Here is a 22,644-nt window from a genome sequence, read left to right as displayed (position 1 = left end):
GGCGTGTGAAGGGTTCGGAAGCGTTGCGGAGCGGGCCGACGTGGATGGTGTGGGTGCTCGGAAACCGGCTTACATCATGCCGCCCATGCCGCCACCCATACCGCCCATGCCGCCCATGCCGCCGCCCATGCCGCCGCCGCCGGCAGGCATGTCCTCATCATCGTCGTCGTCGGAGGCGCCGCCGGCGAGGTCGCCAGCAGCGATGACGTCGTCGATGCGGAGGATCATGACCGCGGCTTCGGTCGCGGACTCGATGGCCTGGGTCTTGACACGGAGCGGCTCGACGACACCTTCCTCCTCCATGTCGATGACATCGCCGGTGTAGGCGTCGAGGCCGGCAGCGTCGTCGCCCTCGGCGTGCTGGCTGCGGAGGTCGACAAGGGAGTCGATGGGGTCGAGACCAGCGTTCTCCGCGAGCGTGCGCGGGATGACATCGACGGCGTCAGCGAAGGCCTCGACGGCCAGCTGCTCGCGGCCACCGACGGAGTCGGCGAAGTCACGCAGCGCCAGCGCCAGCGCGATTTCGGGCGCGCCGCCGCCGGGCAGGACCTGTCCGTCCTCGAGGGTCGTCTGGACGACGCCCAGCGAGTCCTCGATGGCGCGCTCGATTTCGTCGACGACGTGTTCGGTGCCGCCGCGGAGGATGAGCGTGACGGCCTTGGCCTCGTCGACATCCTCGACGAAGATCTTCTCGTCGCCGGCGATGGGCTTTTGGGAGACCGAGCCGGCGAAGCCGAGGTCGTCGGCGGTGATGTCGTCGATGTTGGAGACGACGCGGCCGCCGGTCGCTCGCGCGAGGGCCTTCATGTCGGACTTCTTGGCGCGACGGACGGCGAGGATGCCCTCCTGTGCGAGGTAGTGCTGGGCCATGTCGTCGATGCCCTTCTGGCAGAAGACGACGTCCGCGCCAGCGTCGGCGAGCTGGTCGACCATCTCGCGGAGCTGCTTTTCTTCCTGCTCGAGGAACTGTTCGAGCTGGTCGGGGTCGGTGACGTTGACCTCGGCGTCGATTTCGGTTTCCTTGACTTCGATGGGCGTATCCAAAAGCGCGATGTCGGCGTCCTCGACGAGGGCCGGCATGTTGTCGTGGACGCGCTCCTTGCCGACGAGGACCCCTTCGACGAGTTCGGACTCGTCGACGGCACCGCCGACGACCTTCTCGACTTTGATGTTGTCGGTGTCGATGTCACCGTCGTCAGCGACCGCCTGGACGGAGTCGACAACGAGCTCGGCGAGGAGGTCCTTGGAGGCCTCCGCGCCCTTGCCGGTCATCGCCGTGGCGGCGATGGATTCGAGAATGTCGGCGTCGTCTTCGTCGACTTCGATGGCGATCTCTTCGAGGGCCGCCTTGGCCTCGGCGGCGGCCTGTCGGTACCCCTGTGCGAGAATCGTCGCGTGGATGTCCTGTTCGAGGAGGTCCTCGGCCTGCGAGAGGAGCTCACCGGCGATGACGACGCTGCTCGTCGTGCCGTCGCCGACCTCTTCTTCCTGCGTTTCGGCGACCTCGACGATCATGTTGGCCGCCGGGTGCTCGATGTCCATCTCGCCGAGGATGGTGACACCGTCGTTCGTGACGACGACGTTGCCCGTCGAGTCGACGAGCATTTTGTCCATGCCCTTCGGACCGAGCGTGGTTCGTACGGATTCGGCGACCGCCTTGCCGGCGGTGATGTTCATCGATTGTGCGTCCTGTCCGGAAGTGCGCTGACTCTCCTCGGAGAGGACAATCATCGGCTGGTTGCCCATCTGTTGTGCCATAGTCGTCCGAATGATTGTCTACGGTTCTATATAAACTTTGCGTAACCGGCGTGGCGAAACCGCCGGACGGGGGTTGCAGAGCGTGTTACACGGTGACAACGAAGCTTTATATAATAGCGACGTGCGGTTCGGCGCTCGGTACGGGTCGGTACAGCCGTCGCTCAGGCCGACCGGGAGCCGTCGGGGAACTGATGGTACTCGATGTCGTTGGACTGCATCTCGTTGTGCCGCCGTTCGAGGAAAGAGTAGACGGCTCCGTGAGGAGCACCGTCGAGAATCATCTCGGCGGCGCTGCGGACGGCATCGACCTGCTCGGGAGCGCCGATGATACCGAGCGTCGACCCGTAGATGACGACATCGGCTCCGCTGAGTTCGGCCATCAGCTCCCGGGTCCGCCCGCTCTCGCCGATAAGCCGGCCCTTCTTGCGCCGGAGGTCCTTCTTGTTACGGGTGGCAGCGTCGATGTCGACGATTTCGAAGAGCTGCATGTCGTCTTCGAGCAGTCGCAGGGCTTCCTCGGGGGCAAACCCGCGGCCGATGGCCTTGACGATGTCCGGGCCCTTCAGGCCGAGAATCGGGTCGCCGACGGACTCGACTCGAACCGACCCTGTCTCGGAGTCGATGTCGAGTCTGACCTCCGCCTCGGACTCGATTTTGCGCATCGTCTCACCTCCCTCGCCGATGAGAACGCCGATACGGTCCTCAGGAATCGTGACGTGTTTCATACACCCGATTGGGAGTGTGGACTTTTAAGGGTTCGGCGATTTGCGTGTTCACACTCCACACAACCTGTGCCTACAGCGGTAGTTCGAACTCGTATTCCGGGTGACGCTCGCCGCCGATTTCGCCCGACGCCTCGCGGCCGCGGACGAACCCGGCCGCCTCGAAGAAGCCGACAGCGACCTCGTTTTCGGCGAGGACGGCGCAGGCGATGCGGTCGACACCGACGCCGTCCGCCCACTCGCGGACCCGGTCGAGAAGCGCTTGCCCGGCCCCCTCGCCCCACCAGTCCGGATGGACATACAGGGTATGAAGTTCGACCTCGTCGGCCCACGTCTGCTCGGCGCTGGCGAATCCGACGACATCGCCGTCGGCTTCGGCAACGAAGAAGGCGATGTCGTCGTGGGCGATACCGGCCGCCACGAGGTCGGGGTCGTAGCTCGTCTCAAGGCCGCGGGCGATGGTTTCGGGGCTAAGGAAGCCACCGTAGGCGGCGTACCACGACGCCTCGGCGACATCGACGACAGTCTCGACATCGTCGTCAGTCGCCGCACGGATTTCGACGCTCATCGCTCACCGTCGATGGCGTGGAACGTTATCTCGTCGGCACCGGTGTCGACGACCGCTACGGTCCGGTGTTCGTCGGCGACGGTCGGAAAGTGAGCGCCGGGGTTGAGCACGGTCGTCTCGCCGACAGTCCGTTCCTCGCGAACGTGCCAGTGGCCGTGAAGGACGTAATCGTACTCGCCGGAGGCAGCGAGGGCATCGATGACCGGACGTTCCTCGCCGTGGAGGACGGCGAACTCCCGGCCGCCGAGCGTCAGTTCGGCAAAGCGGCCATGGAACGTCCCGCCGTCGAGGGCATCGAAGGCATCGACAAGCCCCTCGCGTTCGCCGTCGTTGTTGCCACGGACAGCGTGGACGGCGATGCCGTCCCGGTCGAGAAACGGTATCAGCGGCGGGGCGACGAAATCGCCACAGTGGACGACGGTATCGACGCCCTCCTCTTCGAACCGGTCCATCGCCGCACGCGCCGCGGGTACGTTGTCGTGGGTATCGGAGATGACGCCGACGTGCATACGGAACGCTATCGGACCGAGCGAAAAGAACCTGCGGGTCGACGGCTCCCGTGGGAGCCGGACTTTTGGCTCCGGCGGCCGACGGGGAAGGTATGGACGAAACGAACGTGCTCGGCGAGCCGCTCGAACCCTGCAGCACGGACCCTGAAACCGGCTTCGAACGGGACGGCCACTGCCGCTGCCATCCGCAGGACCGCGGCCGCCACGAACTGTGTGCGATGATGACCGAGGAGTTCCTTACGTTCAGCGCCGACCGGGGCAACGACCTGATGACGCCGCGTCCGGAACTGGAGTTTCCGGGCCTCGACCCCGGCGACCGCTGGTGTCTCTGTGTCGGCCGCTGGGTTGAGGCGCTGGAGGCGGTCCGGAACCAGCACATTCCGGAGACGACGGTGCCGCCGGTTATTCTGGCGGCGACAAACGAGTCGGTACTCGATACGGTGCCGCTGGAGACGCTGCAGGCCCACGCGTACGACGAGCCATAACAGCGCCTGCCACCGCAGAGCGTGTCGCTCAGCCGGCGTCTTCGAGTACCTTGTCTGGGATTTCGATGCCGAGGCCCGGCTTCGACGGAGCGCGAACGACGCCGTCATCGTGCTCGAAGCCGTCTTCGAGCATGAACGACCAGACATCGGGCGTCCACGGCGGTTCCATCGGATACTCACACCACGGGCTGCCGACAGCGGTCATCACGTGGAGGTTCGCCGCGAACCCGACGGCGTTGGTCCACGTATGTGGGACAAACTGGAGTCCGTTGGCCTCGCCCATCCGCGCGACATCGACCGCCCGCCGGATGCCAGTCGCCAATGCCGCATCAGGTTGGAGGATATCCAGCGACCCGCGGTCGACGAACTCCCGGAAGTGGTGGATGCCGTTGTTGAACTCGCCGCCAGCGATGTTGACATCGACGGCATCGCGCAGGCGTGCGTACCCGTCGTAGTCGTGGCGATGGAGCGGTTCTTCCAGCCATTCGACGCCGCCGACAGCGTCGAGTTCGCGGGCGAATTCGAGGGCGTCCGAGAAGGACCACTCCGTCGGCTCCTCCATCACCCGGACGGCCCAGCCCTTGTTCGCATCGACCATCAGCGTCAGGTCGGGAAACGACTCACGAACCGCCCGCACCGTCTCGATGTGGTCCGTTTCGGTCACGCGGAGCTTGACGGCATCGAACCCCTCATCGATACGCTGTTCGACGTAGTCGATGCGCTCGTCGGCGGGCTGGATTTCGCCGGAGGAAGCGTAGGCCGGGATGGCTCGCTGTTCGGCGCCGAACAGCTCACAGACCGGCTTACCGGCGTCCTTGCCGATGATGTCCCACAGCGCCATCTCGATGTGCCACGGCCGTGGCCCGACGAGATTGACCGTCTCCAGTTTGCCGAGAATACCGTCGACGTTATGCGGGTCCTCACCGGTCAAAAAGAGTTCCAGCGGGGTCTCATAGTCGAGGCCGCCGGCGAAGGACGGCGACGCGCCGTAGCCGGTGATTCCGGCGTCGGTTTCGATTTCGAACAGTTCGAGTTCGTGGGTCGACTGCGGGTAGCCGGGTATCCACGTCGGATGGAACGGTTCCTCCAGCCGGTGTTCGAGGTGGTACTGGTTGACACCCGTTATCTGCATACGGGCTACGGCCGCCGCGAGCGACTTGAGTGTTCGCCGCCGGGTGACTGGCGGATTTAAATATTAGAACGGACAGCGAGCTACAGACGGAGGTACTGGGCGTGGACCGTCTCCTCGAATTCAAGCACGTTGGCCTCGGCGACGAAGCCGTGTTCGACCGCGAGGCCGACGGCCTCGTGGCCGACGAGATTGGCGACGGCGGCGTCAGCGAGGCTGGCGGTTACCTCCTCGTGGCTTGCCGTTTCGCCGTCGTAGAACTCCGGCTCGACAGTCAGTGAAACATCGCCGTTGTCGAACGTCTCGCCGAGGACATCGGCATCACAGACGGAGACGAGCAGGCCCTCGGGTGTCGACCGCTCGCAGAGAAGCAGCGTCATTGCTGGTCGACGAGTTCGCGTTCGGCCTCCTGCCGGAGTTCTTCGGCCTCTTCGGCGAGTTCGGTCGCTTTCTCGTCTTCGCCGATTTCTTCGAGCGCGCGGGCCTTTTCCTGAAGCACGTCGGCGTTGCGGTAGCCGAGGCGGATTGCGTTGTCGAAACAGGAGACGGCATCCTCGGCGAGGCCGCGCTCAAGGAGGAAGAAGCCGCGGTTGTACCAGCCCTGTGCGAACCGCTGGTCGAGTTCGACGGCGCGCTCGGCGTGTTCAAGCGCCTGTTCGCTCCGGCCGTCGTTCCACAGCGCGTAGGCGAGGTTCGTCTCCGCGGAGGCGGCGTGTTCGGACTCGTCGTCGATACGGAGCGCCTCGCGGTAGGCATCGATGGCCCGCTGGTGCTCTTCAAGTTCGGCGTGGGCGGCACCCTTGTTCACCCATGCCTCCTGTTCGATGGTCTCGTCGTCGGCGAACGAGGCGGCACGTTCGAGAGCGTCGGTCGCCTGCTCGAACCGGTTGATACGCATGTATTCAAGCCCTACATCGAGGAGGGATTCGGCGTCGACGGCGTTGTCGGAAATCTGCCGCCGGTCGAGCATATCGGCGACAACGCGGGAGTCGACCGGGTCGACCATCCCCGGGTCGACATCTAGCTCCGGCGGGTCGATGTCGAAGCCCTCGTAGGGGTCCTCAAAGCCCTGGCCCGCCGAAAACGCGTGGTCGCTCGGCTCGTCGTCTGTCATGGCCGCCGCTTGGCAGCGAGCGCTGGTAAGGGTTGCGCCACGCCTATCCGAGCCGTGACAGCACCGACCGGCGACCGCGCTCGATTGCGACCCCGGCCGCCAGCAACACGACGCCGGCAGCAACGAGCGCGACGGCTCCCGAGAGCGAGTCAACGACCGTCGACGCGACAGCCGAAAGTGTCTGTACCAGCGCGGCGACGGTGGCGATGTCGACGAGCGTCCGTGAACCGGTTCGATAGCCGAGGTAGCCGGTCGCGAGGACGGCCGCGAGCATCGCGGCGTGGATGCCGGCGAAAGCGAGTATCGATGGTATCCAGCCCGGTGCCGCAACGGCCAGCGCCGTCGCCGCAACGACGGCGAGAAACGCGCCGGTCGCCCACTCGAAGTCCCGTGTTGCGTCGATGTGGAGCAGCCAGTCGGCGCTTGTCAGCGCCGCCGCCGCAGTAACGAACAGGAACACTGTCGGGCCGACATCGAACCGGTCGAAGCGGCCGTCAAGCGTCGTGAGCCCAAGCAATCCAGCGAGCGTGACGACGACCCCCACGAGGCGGTACGTCCGGGCGATGCGGCCGTCGTTGATGCTTGCGAGCCCGAAGACGGCGATGCCGAAAAACGCCACCGGCGGCAGCGGGTCGCCCGGGTCGGCGAGAACGGCGACGAGTGCTGTCACCAATGCGAGCCCCAGACCGACACCGACGCGGGAGACAAGCAGGTGGCCGGTCGAAACCGCGGCGAGACTCCACGCGAACAGCAGCCACTGCTCCGCAAACGTCACCGAAAACAGGTCACCAAGCAGGAACAGCGACGGCCCCACGAGTGTCGCGCCGAGCAGACACAGCGCCAGCCCGACGCGTGGCGTCCCGCGGCGATAGCCGACCACCCCGCCGGCATACGCGAGCGACGGCGCAGCGACGAGGACCGCTCCTCGGAGAAGCGTTGGCAGACCAGCCCAACGGGTCGCGAAAAACAGCGCGACGCCGACGAAGACGAGCGCGGCACCGACGACCGAAAGCGCAACGACGACCCGCGAGCGGCCGGTTGCTTCGGTGTCGTATCGCTGGAGAATCGCCTCGGCCTGCGATTCGGTGATAATGCCGTCCCGGACCCACTGGTCTACCTCGTCGGCCAGCCTGTCGGGGTCCATAGCGGCCGGTCGGAGCGGGAGCGGTTATAAATTGTGCCGTGGGCAGGCCCGAATACAGCAGGAGTGGGGGCTTTTTTGGTCGGCTACCACGGTTCGTCTTTCAGCCCGAAGGCGTAGGCGAGGCCGTTCGTCGAGACGTGGAGCACCGGCGTCAGGACGAAAATCGCTACGAGCACCGGGAGTGTAAACGTCGCAAGGAACCAGCCGGTGGCGACGATGGCCGTCAGCGCAAGCGAGACGATGACGAAATCGAGCTGGTCGACACCGGGGAAGGCAGCGCCGCGCTGGCGGCCGGTCCGGCGTTTTAGGAAGGACGCGAGGATGTCGCCGAGCATCGCGCCGAACGCTAACGCGACGGCGGCCGCAATCGGGAACTGCGGGACGCCGACAGTACCGGCAACGAACGGCTGTAGCTGGTTGAGCAGCAAGGCGAGGACGACACCGGCGGCGGTCCCGAAGGCGGTGCCGCGCCACGTCTTTCCATCGCCGAGTATCCGGTTTTCGTCGTAGAGGACACCGTCTTCGTCAGTGAGTTTGTCGAGCGTCCGGCCGCCGTCTATCGGGCGACCACCGCCGGCGAGTACCGCGACGTTGTTGGGGACGTACGCCGGTAGCATCGCCCAGACCGCTATCGCGACCGTTTCGGCTACCATACCCCCGTCTGCGGCCGGTGGTGTCAAAAGCGGCGTGGTTCGAGCGGGGACGGGTATCCACCAGGACTGGGGAGGTTATTTAATGGTACGAAAAGACAGCAAATTTGCTATAGGAGTGCTTAATGCATTCGGCGCGCTTGCGAGTGCAATACTTGCCGCGCTCGTCATGTTAGTGTTCGTGATTTTGAGCCTGTTCGTTACTGTCTTCGTCGTGGACGTAGCGGCGTCCATCGGCGGGCTAAACCCCGATGACGGCTTCGTCGTGCTCGGAGCAACGATACTCGCCGGGGCTGCGATTCTCGCCGGCGGGGTCGGCTTCGCCACGCCCGAGGAGCCGTAGCGTCAACGCTACTCCGAATCGGACGACGGACGCTTCTCGGTCTTGGCTGTCGGCGGCCCCTCCGTGACATCGATTTGAATGCTTTGGGTGTTCCGTTCGCCGAAGCCAGCGCTGAGAACGCGCGTGAGTGCCTCTTCGACGCTTTCGTCGAGTTCAGTGTAGCGGTCGGGTTCGACCTCGATGACGAACCCGGTCGTGATGTTCGGCGCGGTCGGCAAAAAGAGCATGTCGCGGCCGTCTTCGGTCTGCTGGCCGGTCTTGAACGCGGTCATCCGCATCCCGTTCCACGTCTCCAGTTTGACGGGCGTCTGGAGGTCGTCGGTGCCGCTGACGGCCGTTTCGACGGCCATTTTCGACGCATTGTAGACGACCCGCAGACCGGGCAGGCGGTTCATGACGTTGTCGAGCGCTTCCTCCAGTAGGTCGCCGGCGGTCGTCCGCATCAAGTAGCCGACAGAGAGGACAAGCAGTACGAACAGCACGAGCGTAACGACGACGCGAACGGCGACGGGGAGCCCTCCGAGGGCCTCCTCGAACAGCGGGAGGTTGGCAATCGCCTGATAGATGAACGCGACGACGTAGGCAGTAACAAGGAGCGGAACCAGAACGATGAGCCCGCTCGCGATGTCGCGTTTCCACGAGGACGACAGCATTCGTTCCTACATGACACCCCCACGTAATCAGGGCTTCGACCCGTCGACAGAATGTGCTGTAGCTCACCCATCGGGTGCGCGCCGGCTCCGCCAGACCCCTTGTGCGTACGCGCCGAGGAACATCCCGACGACGGCGTAGAGAATCGGCCAGTTGCCGACGCCGAGGCTGGCGTAGGCTGCGCCCGGGCAGATGCCCGACAGCCCCCACCCGACGCCGAAGATGGCGCCACCGAAGAGCACGTTCCGGTCGAACGATTTCAGCCGTCGGCCGTAGGCCATCCCTGTCAGCGGGGCTACAGACAGCAGCCGCGGCAGCACCCAGAAGGTGAGACCGGCCACGGCTGCGCCGCCGAACATCACAAACAACAGTCCGAGGTCGTCGAACGTCAGAAACGCGAGAACGACTTCGGGCCGAGCCATGTGGCTGAAACCGAGCCCGAAGCCGAAGACGAGCCCCCCGGCGAGCACCAGCGGTATAAAGAGCGGATGTCGGTCAGCCATCAGATGCCCACCCCCAGCGCGGAGACAGCGTTGGCGGTCAGAATGGCGACGACGAGGAAGGTGACGACGCCGATGAGCGATGTCCGCGAAACCGAGCCGACACCGCAGATGCCGTGGCCGGAGGTACAGCCTTTCCCGATGCGAGTGCCGACGCCAACGAGAACGCCACCGACGAACAGCCGCCACGGGCTGACGTCGGTCGTCCACGCGGCGAAGCCGCCGACATCGTGGAGCTGACCGGTCGTTCCCGGCGTATAGAGGCTGCTCGTGACAAAGCCGGACTGGAAGGTCAGAGCGTAGATAGCCGCCCCAGCGACGATGCCACCGGTGAAAACGACCCGCCAATCACGCGACGGTCGGTATTGCTGGAACCGCGACTGTTCGGAGACGTACGACAGCGTCGATTCGAGAAACGTGCTCGCACCCGCCGGGATGCCGGTGCCGGCGTAGATGAGCGCGGTCCCGAGCCCGACGAGAACGCCGCCCACGGCGTATCTGGAGATGCCGTTCGGGAACAGCGATTCGACGGCGCCGGAGCCGAGAAACGCGGCGATCATCGGCGAGACACGTTCCCGTCAGTCACCGGTGAGCGCATCTTGACTGGCAGCACAGTTGTTCGGCCCCAGCTCAAGGGTGAACGCTTCCTCGTCGTCGATTTCCCGCTGCCCGAGGTTGGTCTCGATGATATCCTCGTAGTTGGCCGGGCGGGGTGGCATATCCGAGAGCACGAGGTCGACGAACTCGTCTTCATCCATCGAGAGGGCGTCCATCCGTGAGTCGAGGGCCCCGAGCGTCGCGGTGTAGGTGCCGTCCGACGCCGGGGCGGCGGCGTCGCTAAAGTGTGCCCCACCGATGAGCGTCTCGTCGGGGAGTGTACGTACCCGCTCTTGAAGCGACTGATACAGCGTTCGCGCGGCGTCGGGCGCGCCTTCGTCACCCTCTTCGAGGTCGGGACGGGCAACGCTCTCGATAAAGAGCCCGTCGCCGGTCGCGAGGAAGCCCTCGTCGACCAGATACGATGTCATCCCGGTGGTGTGGCCGGGGGTAAAGACCGTCTCTATTGTCGCCTCGCCGACCGGGAAGGTGTCGCCGTCTTGTGTCAGTGTCACCTCGTCGGTGTAGGTGACGCCGCGGTCGGCCGCTGGGCCGGGGAGGACGGCCTCGACGCCTTCCGCTGCGAGGTCGCGGAGCCCCGAAACGTGGTCGGCATGAACGTGGGTGTCGAAGGCGTACCGCAGTTCAACGCCGAGTTCGTCGGCGTCATCGAGGTATCGGTCAGTAAAGGCACGCAGCGGGTCGATGACCGCCGCCTCACCGTCGTGATAGAGGAAGTAGCCCAGACAGCCGCTCGACGGGCGCTGGTACTGCAACAGCGTTCCGGCCCCATCGTAGCCAGTGACCTCGTGGGGCTCATAAATCGACGCCCACCCGTTCATCCCGTCGGCGAGGTGGTCGACGTCGTAGCCACGGTCGGCAAGCGCGCCCGCCACGTACTCGCTCGCACCGCCTTTCGCACAGAGAACGGTCACGTGTTCGTCGTCGGGTACCGACGCGAGAACATCGTCGTCGATGTCCTCGTCGAGGAACTCGAAGTACGGGATGTTGATGCTTTCGACGGTGTCGCCGTCGATTCGCCACTCCTCGTAGTCGCTTTCCATGCGGGCATCGAGCAGCGTCACCGGCTCGCCGGCGTCGATGCGTTCTTTGAGTTCCCGCGGGGTCGTCGACTCGACCGTCGCGTCGGGCGTCGGGAAATCCATCGCTTCGGGGTCCATTGTTGTGAATTAGTAGCGGCTGTCGGGACTTAAGGTTTTGCATAGAATTTCAAATAGCACACAATATAGACAAGGCAGCACGAGCAGAGGGAGAAGCCCGGTGCTGTATTTCCGCACATGTAACGATTCTATCGGCTCGTTGGGTTATCGAGGGGCCAGCCCGACTTCAGTTACCGATACGTTTATTGTGCTAGATTTGATATTGTATGGTAACCCCAATACAAGGGAGTCATCTATGAGTACCGACGCAACCGAGACCCTCGACGTGAAAGGAGAGAACTGCCCGATGCCGGTCATCAAAACCAAAGGCGCCTTCGACGACCTCGACGCCGGCGACACACTGGAAGTGGTCGCGACGGACGCCGGGAGCCTCAGCGATATCGAAGGCTGGGCCGACTCGACTGACGGGGCAGAGCTACTCGACCAAGAGGAGGCCGAAGAGGACGGAGCCGCCGTCTACAAGCATTACCTCCGGAAGACCGAGTGACCATGAGCACGGAGACGCCAGCCGACGCCGAGCCGTCGGAGGAGCCCAACGACGGGACAGCAGTCTCGCCCGAGGCGGTCGCCGAACTCCAAGCGCGAATCGACGACCTGGAGACCGAACTCGCAGACCTGCGGGCCGAGAGAGAGGCCGACTCCGACAAGATGGTGATTATCGCGACGAAGGGGACGCTCGACATGGCGTATCCGCCGCTCATCCTTGCGAGCACAGCCGCCGCCTTCGGCTACGACGTCACCGTCTTCCACACGTTCTGGGGACTCGACATCGTTCACGAGGAAAACTCAAAGAACCTCAAGCTGAGCTCCGTCGGGAATCCGAACATGCCAGTCCCGAACGCTATCGCGGCGCTGCCCGGGATGGACCGGATGACGACGCGAATGATGCGCGGAAAAATCGAGGCCAACGACGTTGCGACGGTCGAAGAGCTCGTCCGAACCTCCCTCGACAGCGGCGTCGACCTGCAGGCCTGTCAGATGACCATCGACCTGCTCGGGTACGACGAGGACGACTTCTACGACGGCGTGACGACCGGCGTCGGTGCTGCTTCGGCCTTCCAGGAGATGCAAGAGGCCGACATCCAGCTACTCGTGTAAACTACCCCACCCTACTTCGCTCGGTCTGACAACCTCGCTCGTTGAGGGTGGGGCTTTGACGTGGACTCCCGTTCTAGCCACCGAGCGGTGGCACGGAGAGGCCCGGCTCCCCGTCCAAGGGGCTTCAGTGCTCTGCGGGCGTTCCGCCCGCATCGCTAGCGAGACCGTCGGTCTCGCCCAGCTTACACGTTCACGGTCATCGTCCCGCCATTCAGCGCGACGTCTACGGGTGCGCCTCCGTCGCCCCCAGTCTGGTTGCGACGGAGTAGCCGCCGACAGCAGCGTACTGCCACGTTCTTGGCGGCGTTGTAGTCGGCATGATTCTCGTAGCCACACTTCTGGCACTCGAAGTGCGCTTGCGTGGGGCGGTTGTCCTCGTGGGTAAGCCCACAACTGCTGCATCGCTGGGATGTGTAGTAGGCTGGCACCGTCTTCGCCTGTGGGCTCCGTTCTAACTCCTCAACGTCGATCCCGTAAGCCTTCGCTTTGTACTCGACGTACTCATACAGGCGGTTAAACCGCCAGCGATGATGCCATGTCGCTCCCTGTGCTCGTTTGCGGATGTCAGTTAAATCCTCGAAGGCGATTACCGAACAGTCGTGTTCGACCGCCTCCTCGACAATCTCGTTGGCGACGACGTGGAGATACTGCTTGTAGTAGGCCGTTTCTTTCTTGCTCACACGTTGGAGCGTGCGGTGAGCCTCCTGTGAGCCGACTTGTTGGAGGTTACCCCGCCGCTGTTGAAACTCACGGTGCCAGTGGTCGAGCTCGTCGCCCGTCCAAAACGTCCCGGTTGATGCGACAGCGAGGTTTTCGACGCCGAGGTCGATCCCGAGGACTGTGTTGTGCTCGGGGACAGCGGCGTCAGGTTGGGTGCTGTCGGTGGCTTCCTTGTTCCGTTTGAAGCCGATGTGCAGCCAGAACTCGTCGTCGAAGGGCTTGTAGTGGAGTGTGCTGGTGCGGAACTCCCACTCGTCGCCGTTGAGGTACTCTTCGAACGGTGTGTTTGTCTCGTCTACCGGGAGAACATAGTCAGCCTCGATACGCCCGTCCACGGTCGACAAGGAAACATGGTCGTCGTGGAAGGTCGCAGCACGTTTGTCGTAGCGAGCGGTGTCAGCGGTAAACTCGGGTTGGCTAGTGTCTTCGTTCTTTTCGAGTCGTTCGACACCAGCTTTGACGGCTTCGACGGCTTGGAAGATGGCTTGCTGGACGAGATTCGCCGTCAAGTCGTGCTCTGCTTTGAGGTCGTGGTACAGTTCGTCTTTGACAGCGTACTTGGCTGTTTTTTTGTAGTCGTTTTCGTCCCAGCAGTGGTCGCTGGTTTCGTTCGCACAGTCTTTGTACTGGTCGATGGTTTCGAGAAGTGCGTCTCTGTTGCTGTCGGCCACGAGGAGTTTGACAGGGAGCGTCCGACGCACTTCCATACGTTTTTCAATGTTTTCTATTCAGTTAAATTTTTATTAGGTGTTGGGGGAAGGGGAGTTGGCCGAGTGTAGAGAGCAGTGTTAGTGGAGGGACATGACGCGCTCCTCTCCTCCCTACTGCGCTGCTTGTCCGCTACACGGACTGCGCTGCTCGTTGAGGAAGGGGGCTCCGCGCTATCTTATGCTGACACGGGTCGGCAGTTTCAACCGGCCTCCAGACGAATCGGGGGTATGAGCACACTCCAGATTACCGGTGGACAGGTTCTTACGCCGGAGCTTACGGTTCGAACAGCCGACGTTCTCGCCGACAGCGAGACGGGCGAGATACTCGCCGTCGGCGACACGGCGGCGGGTGACCGGACGCTCGACGCTGAGGGCTGTCTCGTCGTTCCCGGTCTCGTTAACACGCACTGCCACGCTGCGATGACACTGCTGCGTGGCTACGCCGACGACAAGCCGCTCGACCGGTGGCTCCAAGAGGACATCTGGCCGGTCGAGGCGGAGCTAACGCCCGAAGATATCCGCGCCGGCACCCGGCTCGGGCTCGTCGAGCTACTCAAAAACGGCGTCACAGCCGTCGGGGACATGTACTTCGAGGTCCCCGAGGTCGCCGCCGCAGTCGAGGAAGCCGGCATCCGCGCCCGCCTCGGGCACGGTATCGTCACCGTCGGCAAGGACGAAGCCGACGCCCGCGCCGACTTCGAAGAGGGGCTCGCCGTCGCCCGCGAACTCGACGGCGCGGCCGACGGTCGGGTCCGGACGGCGCTGATGCCCCACTCGCTGACGACGGCCGACCCGGACCTGATTGCGGAGTTCGTTCCGAGAGCGCGCGATGCCGGCGTCCCGATTCACTACCATGCCAACGAGACAACTGACGAGGTCGACCCCATCGTCGACGAACGCGGGGTTCGCCCGCTGGAGTTCGCCGACGAACTGGGACTGCTCGACGAGGGAGATTTCATCGCCCACGGCGTCCACGTCGATGAAACCGAAATCGAGCTACTCGCCGAGCGTGGCGTCGGCGTCGCCCACTGTCCGGCTTCGAATATGAAGCTCGCAAGCGGCATCGCGCCGGTACAGGAGTTTCTCGACGCCGGCGTCACCGTCGGTATCGGCACCGACGGGCCGGCATCGAACAACGACCTCGACGTCGTCGACGAAATGCGTGACGCGGCGATGGTCGGCAAGTTGGGCGCTGATGACGCCGCCGCGGTCGCTGCACCTGACATCGTCAACGCAGCGACCGCCGGCGGCGCGGAGACACTCGGGTTCGATGCCGGCCGCGTCGAAGCCGGCGCGCTCGCTGACCTCGCCATCGTCGACCTCGATGCGCCACATCTCACCCCGTCCCACGACCTCGTGAGCCATCTGGCCTACGCGGTCCGTGGCAGCGATGTCAGACACACCGTCGTTGGCGGCGAGGTCATCGTCGAGGACCGCGAGGTCCGCACACTCGATGCGGGAGCGGTCAAGCGGGAGGCCGAACGGCACGCGGCAGAGCTCGTCAGTCGTGCCGAGGGCGATTGAACGCCCAGAGCAGCGTATAAACGTTCTCAAGCCAACAGCAGCCGTTGTTTCGCTCCGGAAAACGGCCGTGAACCGGTCGAACGAGCGGCCCGGTTTATCTACCGTTCGACCGAAGCGATACTCACGATGACCACAGCACAAACAGGCCTCGTCGTTGCGCTCACAGCCGTGCTGCTTGCCACGGTGGCTGGAGCCGGCGTCGTTGCAGCCGATGACGACGCCGATGCCCTCGCAGTCGATGTTGAGCAACCCGACGATGTTGTACTTACGGTAACTGACGACGGCGACGCCGTCGAAAACGCGACGGTGACCGTCAGCATCGCCGAGGACAACGAAACCGACACGAGCAACGTGACCTACGACGAGACGGGGACGCACACGACCGACGCGAACGGAACCGTCTCGCTTTCGCCGCCCGAATCGACAGTCGATGTCACCGTTGCGGCGACCGACGACGACCGGACCACAACGACCGAAGCGACGCTGACCGCTGCGGCCGACGATGAAGCGTTCGGCCAGCAGGTGTCGGCCTTCGTGCACCAGCTCCTGCACGGTGACGAGACGAACGCGACCGTCGGCCAGCAGGTGTCCGACTTCGTCACCGACCACAACCCCGGCAACGCCTCCACGGGCGGACCGTGGGGGCCGCCAGCCCACGCTGGCCCTGACTCGGAGCGACCCGGCCACGCTGGCCCCGGAGGTGACGCTGAACGACCGGGCGCGGATGCGCCGCGAGGACCCGGCAGCACGGACCGGCACGAACAGGCTGGCGGCCCAGCCACCGATGCGCCGGACCAAAACAGCACCGACGACCGGCGCGGCCCGGCTGACGGCGACCGCTCCGGACAGGCGACCGACGGCGACGACGACGAGGAAACCACAACACCCGAACGCGGTTCCGGCAGCGGCTCCGGGGGGAATTCCGGTAGCGGACCGGGACGGTAGCGACGTCAGCAGCCGACTGGCCGGCTTTTTGAGGGCCGACGCCCGGTCTGCAGCCTTCGGTAGCGTTTTCCCGCCGTCGCCCTTGGTGCCGGTATGAGTCAGCCGACGATTACCGAACAGCTCGACGAGCCCCGTGTGGCTCGCGAGTCCGGGCGGAAGAAAATCGAGTGGGCACGAGAGCACATGCCCATCATGACCGCCATCGCAGAGGAGTTCAACGCCGAACAGCCGCTCGACGGCGAGGTCGTCGCCATGGCGATGCACGTCGAGGCAAAGACCGCAGTCCTGACCGAGGTACTGGCGGAGGCGGGCGCGGAGGTCGCCATCACCGGCTGCAACCCGCTTTCGACCCACGACGATGTCAGCGCCGCACTCGACGCCAACGACGCGATTACCTCCTATGCAAAACGCGGCGTCGACGATGACGCCTACTACGCCGCCATCGAGGCGACGCTGGACCACGAGCCGACCGTCACCGTCGACGACGGCGGCGACCTCGTGATGGCGATTCACGAGGACTACCCGGAGCTTATCGACTCCATTGTCGGGGGCTGCGAGGAGACGACCACCGGCGTCCACCGGCTCCGGGCGATGGACGAAGACGGCGAGCTAAAATACCCGATGTTCGCGGTCAACGACACGCCGATGAAGCGGCTTTTCGACAACGTCCACGGCACCGGCGAGGCGTCGCTGTCCAGCATCGCGATGACGACGAACCTCTCGTTTGCCGGCAAGACCGTGGTCGTCTCCGGGTACGGCTACTGCGGCCGCGGGGTCGCAAAAAAGGCCGCCGGCCAGAACGCCCACGTCGTCGTTACCGAAGTCGAGCCCCGCCGGGCGCTGGAGGCCCACATGGAAGGCTACGAGGTCTGCCCGATGGACGAGGCCGCAGCGAAGGGCGATATCTTCGTGACGACGACGGGGAACCGCGATGTCATCGTCAAAGAGCACTTCGAGCGGATGTCCGACGGCGTCGTCCTCGCCAACGCCGGCCACTTCAACGTCGAAATCGACCTCGATGCGCTTGATGACCTCGCCGTCTCCCGCGAGGAGGTCAGAGATGGCGTCGAAGAGTTCAAGCTCGATGACGGCCGCCGCATCAACGTCCTCGCTGACGGCCGGCTCGTCAATCTCGCAGCCCCGGTTGCGCTCGGCCACCCCGTCGAAGTGATGGACCAAAGCTTCGGTATTCAGGCCGTATCAGTCCGTGAAATGGTTGAAAACACCGACGAGTACGGGGCTGGCGTCCACGAGGTACCGGACGAACTCGACAAGGAAGTCGCTGAAATAAAACTCGACGCCGAAGGCATCGACATCGACGACCTCTCCTCCGAGCAGGCCGAGTACATGGATAGCTGGCAGCACGGCACGTGAACTACCCCACCCTGCTCGCGCTGATGCGCTCGCTGAGGGTGGGGCTTCCTGATTCCGCGACACGCTTTTTCACGGATGCTCGGCTGACGCCGACCATCCGCGCAGGGAGCGCAGTCTCCACAGGCGTGGATTCGGAGTGACCCACTCCTACTCGGTGGTGACGGCGTGATTCATCTCGACCGTCCTTTTTGTCGGACTCTAAGCCGAGACGATGAGTAGTTGCCATCACACTTCCAGTCTTCGACTGGTAGTGCTGTGAATACCCGGCACAAAGTGAAAGTGAAACGAAGACGGCGTGGACGAATCGCAGAGCGATTCGTTCGCACACCAGAAATCTCCGATTTCTGGGGACGTCCTCAGAAACTACGTTTCTGATGGGCTGCACGAGAGCTTGCTCTCGTGAACGCTGTATCCCCTCCCTACTGCGTCCTCAGAACGCAAAGCGTTCTGATGTGCAAACGAGAGCTCCGCTCTCGTTAACGCTCCTTGTCCGCTGGTGCGGACTGCGGTGCTCGTTGAGGAAGGGGGGCTTAGCGCCTGCAATCAGCTAAGCTGTCGCGGCCCGCGTCCCGCTCCGCGATTGTTTTTATTCTTCGAGCCGAAGGGGTGGGTATGCAATGGGAGACCGACTGGGGGCTCAGAGCCCGGATGGGCCTGACGATGTTTTTGCTCTTTGCCCTCTATCTCGTCTTTGTCGGCGTGTTGACGCTGTACTTCGAGGGGCTGCTCGTTCCAGCTATACTGCTCGGCGGCTTCTCTATCGCCCAGTTCTTCTTCAGCGACAAACTGGCCTTGCGGTCGATGGGCGCACGGACAGTCGACCAAGAGGAGTATCCGGAGCTCCACGCCAAGGTCGGCCGGCTTGCCCAGCAGGCGGACCTGCCAAAGCCGACAGTCGCCGTCGCCGACAACCAGACGCCGAACGCCTTTGCGACGGGGCGGTCGCCGTCGAACTCGGCGGTCTGTGTGACCACGGGGCTGCTCCAGACACTCGACGACGAGGAACTTGAGGGCGTGTTGGCCCACGAACTGGCGCACATCAAGAACCGCGACGTCGCCGTGATGACGATAGCCTCGTTCCTGTCGACAATTGCCTTCCTCATCGTCCGGTGGGGGTGGCTCTTCAGCGGCGGCCGAGGCGGCCGCAATCAGGCACCGCTCATTGTCGCCATACTCGTCTCGCTTTTGGTGTGGGTGCTCTCGTTCCTGCTCATCCGCGCGCTCAGCCGCTATCGGGAGTACTCGGCCGACCGGGGCGCGGCCGCCATCACCGGCAAGCCGTCGGCGCTGGCGACGGCGTTGATGAAAATCTCCGGCCGGATGGACGAGGTCCCACAGGAAGACCTCCGCGAGCAGGCCGAGATGAACGCCTTCTTCATTATTCCCATCAGCAAGGGGTTTATCGCCAAGCTGGCATCGACGCACCCGCCGACCGAAACACGCATCGAAAAGCTCCGGGAGCTCGAACGGGAGATGGAGCGTTAGGCGGCTGACTGGTTGCGCTCGCTCAGTAGATTGACAGCCTCGACAAGCAGTGCGACAACGAGCGGCCCGGCGATGATGCCGATGACGCCGACAGTGAGCACGCCGCCGACGAACCCGACGAAATAGAGGCTAGCCGGCAGCTTTGCTTTACTGGCCGCCAGCCGCGGCCGAACGAGCAGGTCCGGCAGCAGGCCGACAAACAGCGGACCGAGGATGATGACGCCGACCGCCCGATGCGGCATCCCGACGAGCACGTCGTGGCCGGCCAGCCCTGCGGCCAACATCCCGGGTCCGACAATCGGGATGAACTGCAAGAGCGCCGCCAACACCGCCAGCACGAACACGTCGGGGTACCCAAGCAGATAAAAAACGATGAGCGCAAGCGGGAACGTAATCACGGCCGTCGCCGCTTGGATGACATACAGCGCATACAGCGTCCCGGCGATACGCCGATGCAGGGCAACGAGGATATCGTGATAGGGGCTCGGCGTCACGCGAAACGCCGCCCGCCCGACGGCGTTCGGCCGCAACAACAGCCCATAGAGCACGAGCGCGAACATGAGAAGCTGCAGTGCGAGAAAGATGGCGTCGGCGGCCAGCGAAATCGCAATCGACTGTAGTGTATCCGCGGTCGTGTCGACGAGGTCAGCAACGTCGATGGTGACGACAAAGCCGAACGCCTCAACGGGGAGTTCGTCGGGAAGATTGTTGAGGAACTCAAGGATTGCCCCACGCTGTCTGAAGATGGTCCACGCGATGGGCGCAAGCAACACGACGACCGTTAAAAAGGCGGCAGCCGTGAGCAGCCCGCTTGCAACCCGACGTGGGACGCCCCGGTTGACGAGCCGTTGGCGAGCGGGGTAGAGAACGTACGCGACAGTAACCGCAAAGAAGACCGTGCCGACGACGTTCCAGAGCACTGCGGCTGCAAGCACGCCGATTGCCGCCAGCAAACCACCGAGAACGTACCGCCGGTGACGGAGGGATGACATACAGGCGAATCGACGGGCTGGAGCAAAACCGTTTGTGTCGCCGAAAGAGCTACGCGGCGTCGTCCCAGAACTGCTCGAGGGCGAAATCGAGCATATCGGAGCCGACAGGCTGGAACTCCTCGCGTTCGGCCTCGCCGAGCAGGTCGCGAACGCTGTCCCACGACTCCCGGGCGTAGCGTTCGTCACACAGCACGCGGACCCCACACTCGTCGGGGCCGCGGATGACACGGCCGACCGCCTGCCGGGCCTTCCTGACGGCCGGCACCGACAGGGCGTATTTGAACCCGTCGCCGAAGGCCCGGTCGTAGGCGGTCCGAACGGCTCTCGTCTGCGGGCTCGCAGTGTTGATGATGGGAACGCCACAGACGATAGCCGCCGAGAGCCGGTCGCCGCGGTAGTCGACACCCTCGGTTAGCGTCCCACGGAGGCTCGTCACCAGTACTTTCGGCTCGCCCTCGAAGAACGACTGCTTCAGCCGCTCTGTCGCCACGTCGTCTGTCGCCTCATCGACCAGTACCTCCTTGTCGAGCGCCGAGAGTACGGAGGCGGCCCATTCGGCCTCCCGGTAGGAGGGCAGACAGACCAAGACGTTACCGGGGGCGGCGGCGACCTGCCGGATGGCGCGAGCGTGGGCCTGTCTTGTCGGCGTCTCGTCGCCCGGGTCACCGCGGTTCTCGTAGGTGAATTTCGGCGCATCGACGGCAAAGGAGGCCCGGTTGGCCTCGGGAAACTCCAGCCCGTAGGTTCGCTCGACGACTGGCCGGTCGGCCTCGCGTTCGAGGTGTCGGAGGCCGGTCACCTCGGCGAAGACATCCAGCGGCTCCAGGGTCGCACTCATCAAAACACCGCCGCCGAAAGCCGCCAGCCGCTCGCCGATTTCGTCGGCTGGCAAGCAGTTGTGGAGCGTGTAGCTCGCCGTGTAGGCCCGTCGCCACGACTCCGCCGGGCGGGTGTCGTCCCACGTCCGTTCGAGGTCGATAGCCCGGAAGTAGTCAGTGTGGTCACAGCGCCGCCAGCGGGCGAGCGTCCGACCGACGGCCGGTGCCGCCCGGCGTTTGTCGTCCTCGTCGAGCGTGTTGAGCACCGTCGCCGCGGCCGCACAGACGGCCTCGGCGCGGACCCACAGCCGCTCGTCGAAGCCGTTCTCCTCGGCCCAGCGGGTCAGTTCGTCCGTCTCGGGCGTCTCGGGGTCCCGAAGCGGGAGTTCGTCGTCATCGAGGTCCGGGAGATGCTGCCGCCAGCCCGGGTCGCGACGGTCGAGGGACGCCGTGACGCGCTCGTCGAGGCGGTCACCGAGCGCTCCCAAGAGCCGCCGGGTATCACGGAGTTCGCCGAGCGTTACGTCGGTGCCGTTTAGCTCCTGCCGGACGGTCTCGGCCCGAGCGCGCGCTTCGGGGCCATGTTCGGCCGATTGGCCGGCTTCCTCGACGGCGGCAACCGTCTCGATGACCCGCGAGAGTTCGCCGGCGGCGTCGGCAAGCGCTCGGTCGGAGACGCTGTCGCCGACGAGGTCGCGAACGCGCGGTTCGAGCATGTGGGCCTCATCACAGATGACGAACGTCTCCTCGTCGATGAGACCGCCGGTAAACGCCTCGACGGTCGTCGGGTCGAAGGCGTGGTAGTAGTTGCCGACGAGTATCTCGACGTTTGGGAGCAGCGCACCCATCACCGAATGCGGGCAGCTGCCGCGGCTCGCCGACAGTTCCACGAGGTCATCGGTTTCGATGAGACCGCGGTCGGTCGGGTCGAAGGGAACCGCCTCAATCGGGTCGCCATCCTCCGGGAGGTCGTCGAGAAAGCCGGCATAGAAGGGGCAGAACTCGACATCGGCATCGCCGGCCGCGGGCATCTCCGGCGGGTATGGGGTCGGCTCGCCGGCGGCCTCGAGATAGGAGGCTTCGCCTGCCGAATCGCCAAGGCCGACCTGCTGGCTCCGGGCTTGCTGTGCGAGGCTGCCGGCGGTCGTCGCCTCGTCTGTGAGCCCGCGCGTCCGCTCGCGGAGCCCCTCACATCGCTCGTAGACGTTAGTGTCGTCGATACCGCCGGCACCCGCAAGGTTGTACGGACAGACATCCGCCTTCCCGACAAGGGTCAGCGCCGACACGGGATGCCAGTCGTCCGGCAGGTTCCCGTTGATGGTGCGGATGTCCGCCTCGAACTGCCGGAGCTGTTGTTTGACACTCGTCAGTACGAAGACGCGTTCGAACGACGAGTCGGGGTCCCGGACCAGATGGATACCGGCGGTCAACGCCAGCATCGTCTTGCCGGTCCCGCAGGCCCCCTCCAGCGCCAGAAAGCCGTCGTCTGCCGCGGTCTCGATGGCGGTCTCGATACCGTCTCGCTGGTCGTCGTAGGGGTCGTCGTGGCCGAATATCGGCCGCCAGTCCGGGGCGGAAGACACGAACGGAGGTGATGCGGCTTCGCCTAAAGACATGTCGGACCCCG

At 64.5% G+C, this 22,644-nt stretch carries 24 protein-coding genes; 8 read left to right on the top strand and 16 right to left on the bottom strand.

Features of this window, described 5'->3' with window-relative positions; translation table 11 throughout:
• Positions 1-69: 69 nt before the first annotated feature.
• The 4 genes from thsA to NP_RS02510 form a co-directional block, all read right to left on the bottom strand.
• A complete protein-coding gene (thsA, locus tag NP_RS02525; protein WP_049939796.1) occupies positions 70-1,746 on the bottom strand; it encodes a thermosome subunit alpha in 1,677 nt (558 codons plus the stop codon).
• Positions 1,747-1,919: 173 nt separating this feature from the next.
• Positions 1,920-2,483: a KH domain-containing protein gene (locus NP_RS02520; protein ID WP_011322229.1), complete on the bottom strand. Its 564-nt coding sequence runs from the start codon at positions 2,481-2,483 to the stop codon at positions 1,920-1,922.
• A 70-nt stretch (positions 2,484-2,553) separates the two neighbouring features.
• Positions 2,554-3,048: a GNAT family N-acetyltransferase gene (locus tag NP_RS02515; protein ID WP_011322228.1), complete on the bottom strand. Its 495-nt coding sequence runs from the start codon at positions 3,046-3,048 to the stop codon at positions 2,554-2,556.
• Positions 3,045-3,557 (bottom strand): metallophosphoesterase, encoded by a 513-nt coding sequence (locus NP_RS02510; protein WP_011322227.1) that lies wholly within the window; start codon positions 3,555-3,557, stop codon positions 3,045-3,047. Before NP_RS02510 ends, NP_RS02515 begins: the two co-directional genes overlap by 4 nt.
• Before the next feature lie 92 nt (positions 3,558-3,649).
• Between NP_RS02510 and NP_RS02505 the strand changes: the two genes are divergently transcribed.
• Positions 3,650-4,042, top strand: coding sequence for a DUF2237 family protein (locus NP_RS02505; RefSeq protein ID WP_011322226.1), 393 nt, complete (start codon positions 3,650-3,652; stop codon positions 4,040-4,042).
• A gap of 28 nt (positions 4,043-4,070) precedes the next feature.
• Here the strand turns inward: NP_RS02505 and NP_RS02500 are convergent, their stop codons facing one another.
• The 5 genes from NP_RS02500 to NP_RS02480 all read right to left on the bottom strand — a co-directional run bounded on the left by NP_RS02500 (position 4,071) and on the right by NP_RS02480 (position 8,082).
• Positions 4,071-5,174 carry a mandelate racemase/muconate lactonizing enzyme family protein gene (locus NP_RS02500; RefSeq protein WP_011322225.1) on the bottom strand — a complete coding sequence of 368 codons (1,104 nt, stop codon included), beginning with the start codon at positions 5,172-5,174 and terminating at the stop codon, positions 4,071-4,073.
• Positions 5,175-5,254: 80 nt separating this feature from the next.
• Positions 5,255-5,551 (bottom strand): DUF424 domain-containing protein, encoded by a 297-nt coding sequence (locus tag NP_RS02495; protein ID WP_011322224.1) that lies wholly within the window; start codon positions 5,549-5,551, stop codon positions 5,255-5,257.
• Positions 5,548-6,285: a tetratricopeptide repeat protein gene (locus NP_RS02490; protein WP_011322223.1), complete on the bottom strand. Its 738-nt coding sequence runs from the start codon at positions 6,283-6,285 to the stop codon at positions 5,548-5,550. Before NP_RS02490 ends, NP_RS02495 begins: the two co-directional genes overlap by 4 nt.
• A gap of 43 nt (positions 6,286-6,328) precedes the next feature.
• A complete protein-coding gene (locus NP_RS02485; protein WP_011322222.1) occupies positions 6,329-7,429 on the bottom strand; it encodes a DUF2157 domain-containing protein in 1,101 nt (366 codons plus the stop codon).
• Between the two features lie 83 nt (positions 7,430-7,512).
• Entirely contained in the window at positions 7,513-8,082 is a 570-nt protein-coding gene (locus NP_RS02480; RefSeq protein WP_011322221.1) for a CDP-2,3-bis-(O-geranylgeranyl)-sn-glycerol synthase, read from the bottom strand.
• An 82-nt stretch (positions 8,083-8,164) separates the two neighbouring features.
• Between NP_RS02480 and NP_RS02475 the strand changes: the two genes are divergently transcribed.
• A complete protein-coding gene (locus tag NP_RS02475; RefSeq protein ID WP_011322220.1) occupies positions 8,165-8,422 on the top strand; it encodes a hypothetical protein in 258 nt (85 codons plus the stop codon).
• An 8-nt stretch (positions 8,423-8,430) separates the two neighbouring features.
• Here the strand turns inward: NP_RS02475 and NP_RS02470 are convergent, their stop codons facing one another.
• The 4 genes from NP_RS02470 to NP_RS02455 form a co-directional block, all read right to left on the bottom strand.
• On the bottom strand, positions 8,431-9,075 hold the full coding sequence (locus tag NP_RS02470; protein ID WP_011322219.1) for a DUF502 domain-containing protein: 645 nt from the start codon (positions 9,073-9,075) through the stop codon (positions 8,431-8,433).
• Between the two features lie 63 nt (positions 9,076-9,138).
• Positions 9,139-9,576: a YeeE/YedE family protein gene (locus tag NP_RS02465; RefSeq protein WP_011322218.1), complete on the bottom strand. Its 438-nt coding sequence runs from the start codon at positions 9,574-9,576 to the stop codon at positions 9,139-9,141.
• Entirely contained in the window at positions 9,576-10,133 is a 558-nt protein-coding gene (locus NP_RS02460; protein ID WP_011322217.1) for a YeeE/YedE family protein, read from the bottom strand. The genes NP_RS02465 and NP_RS02460 overlap by 1 nt, the downstream gene beginning before the upstream one ends.
• Positions 10,134-10,151: 18 nt before the next feature.
• On the bottom strand, positions 10,152-11,351 hold the full coding sequence (locus NP_RS02455) for an MBL fold metallo-hydrolase (protein ID WP_011322216.1): 1,200 nt from the start codon (positions 11,349-11,351) through the stop codon (positions 10,152-10,154).
• A 235-nt stretch (positions 11,352-11,586) separates the two neighbouring features.
• Here NP_RS02455 and NP_RS02450 point away from each other — a divergent pair, with 235 nt between their 5' ends.
• Together NP_RS02450 and NP_RS02445 are read left to right on the top strand one after the other, a co-directional pair.
• A complete protein-coding gene (locus NP_RS02450) occupies positions 11,587-11,838 on the top strand; it encodes a sulfurtransferase TusA family protein (protein WP_011322215.1) in 252 nt (83 codons plus the stop codon).
• A 2-nt stretch (positions 11,839-11,840) separates the two neighbouring features.
• Positions 11,841-12,449 carry a DsrE/DsrF/DrsH-like family protein gene (locus NP_RS02445; RefSeq protein WP_011322214.1) on the top strand — a complete coding sequence of 203 codons (609 nt, stop codon included), beginning with the start codon at positions 11,841-11,843 and terminating at the stop codon, positions 12,447-12,449.
• 182 nt (positions 12,450-12,631) lie between these two features.
• On the opposite strand, the gene NP_RS02440 is transcribed toward NP_RS02445, so the two are convergent.
• Positions 12,632-13,876 (bottom strand): RNA-guided endonuclease InsQ/TnpB family protein, encoded by a 1,245-nt coding sequence (locus NP_RS02440; RefSeq protein WP_011322213.1) that lies wholly within the window; start codon positions 13,874-13,876, stop codon positions 12,632-12,634.
• 231 nt (positions 13,877-14,107) lie between these two features.
• Between NP_RS02440 and NP_RS02435 the strand changes: the two genes are divergently transcribed.
• From NP_RS02435 to htpX, 4 genes are all read left to right on the top strand, one after another.
• On the top strand, positions 14,108-15,403 hold the full coding sequence (locus NP_RS02435) for an amidohydrolase (RefSeq protein WP_011322212.1): 1,296 nt from the start codon (positions 14,108-14,110) through the stop codon (positions 15,401-15,403).
• Positions 15,404-15,529: 126 nt separating this feature from the next.
• Positions 15,530-16,348: a hypothetical protein gene (locus NP_RS02430; RefSeq protein WP_011322211.1), complete on the top strand. Its 819-nt coding sequence runs from the start codon at positions 15,530-15,532 to the stop codon at positions 16,346-16,348.
• Between the two features lie 93 nt (positions 16,349-16,441).
• A complete protein-coding gene (locus NP_RS02425; protein ID WP_011322210.1) occupies positions 16,442-17,722 on the top strand; it encodes an adenosylhomocysteinase in 1,281 nt (426 codons plus the stop codon).
• A gap of 612 nt (positions 17,723-18,334) precedes the next feature.
• Entirely contained in the window at positions 18,335-19,207 is an 873-nt protein-coding gene (htpX, locus tag NP_RS02420) for a zinc metalloprotease HtpX (RefSeq protein WP_011322209.1), read from the top strand.
• Here the strand turns inward: htpX and NP_RS02415 are convergent.
• Both NP_RS02415 and NP_RS02410 read right to left on the bottom strand, forming a co-directional pair.
• A complete protein-coding gene (locus NP_RS02415; RefSeq protein ID WP_011322208.1) occupies positions 19,204-20,199 on the bottom strand; it encodes an AI-2E family transporter in 996 nt (331 codons plus the stop codon). The genes htpX and NP_RS02415 overlap by 4 nt on opposite strands.
• Positions 20,200-20,248: 49 nt before the next feature.
• Positions 20,249-22,633 carry an ATP-dependent DNA helicase gene (locus tag NP_RS02410; RefSeq protein WP_011322207.1) on the bottom strand — a complete coding sequence of 795 codons (2,385 nt, stop codon included), beginning with the start codon at positions 22,631-22,633 and terminating at the stop codon, positions 20,249-20,251.
• Between the last annotated feature and the right edge of the window lie 11 nt (positions 22,634-22,644).

The sequence above is a fragment of the Natronomonas pharaonis DSM 2160 genome, from assembly GCF_000026045.1.
Taxonomy (GTDB): domain Archaea; phylum Halobacteriota; class Halobacteria; order Halobacteriales; family Haloarculaceae; genus Natronomonas; species Natronomonas pharaonis.
Note: the sequence above shows the minus strand (reverse complement) of the source record. Positions and strands in the feature narration are given on the sequence as shown.